The following is a 782-nucleotide window of genomic DNA, read 5'->3' on the forward strand; positions in this document are numbered from 1 at the left end:
GTCGTGCACGGTCTTGCGGAACGCCGGCTTGGCGTCGGTCAGCTCGATGCGGTCCTGCGGGCGCTTCGGGCCCGCGATCGACGGGACGACCGTCGACAGGTCCAGCTCCATCGTCTGGGAGTAGACCGGCTCGTGGTCCGGGTCGTGCCAGAGGCCCTGCTCCTTGGCGTCGGCCTCGACCAGCGCGCTCTGCCCGGCGGAGCGGCCGGTCCGCTTCCGGTAGCGGACGGTCCCGGCGCCGATCGGGAAGATCGCGGCGGTCGAGCCGAACTCGGGCGACATGTTGCCGATCGTCGCGCGGTTGGCCAGCGGCACCGAGGCGACGCCCTCGCCGTAGAACTCGACGAACTTGCCGACGACGCCCTGGCGGCGCAGCATCTCGGTGATCGTGAGCACCACGTCGGTGGCGGTCACGCCGGTGGGGATCTCCCCGGTGAGCTTGAAGCCGAGCACCTGCGGGATGAGCATCGAGACCGGCTGGCCGAGCATCGCGGCCTCGGCCTCGATGCCGCCCACGCCCCAGCCCAGCACGCCGATCCCGTTGACCATCGTGGTGTGGGAGTCGGTGCCGACCAGGGTGTCGGGGTAGGCCTGCCCGTTGCGCGGCATGACCACCCGCGCCAGGTTCTCGATGTTGACCTGGTGCACGATGCCGGTGCCGGGTGGGACGACCTTGAACTCGTCGAAGGCGCCCTGACCCCAGCGCAGGAACTGGTAGCGCTCCTTGTTGCGGCCGTACTCGAACTCGATGTTGCGCTCGAACGCGTCGGCGGTGCCGAAGA

General features: G+C 70.1%; 1 protein-coding gene. It reads right to left on the reverse strand.

The genetic code is table 11. The features are described from left to right. On the reverse strand, positions 1 to 782 hold a 782-nt coding region (locus tag D8M34_RS18480; protein ID WP_238695731.1), incomplete at both ends, for an aconitase family protein.

Origin of the sequence: Microbacterium sp. HSID17254, from assembly GCF_003989315.1 — a bacterium.
Lineage (GTDB): Bacteria > Actinomycetota > Actinomycetes > Actinomycetales > Microbacteriaceae > Microbacterium.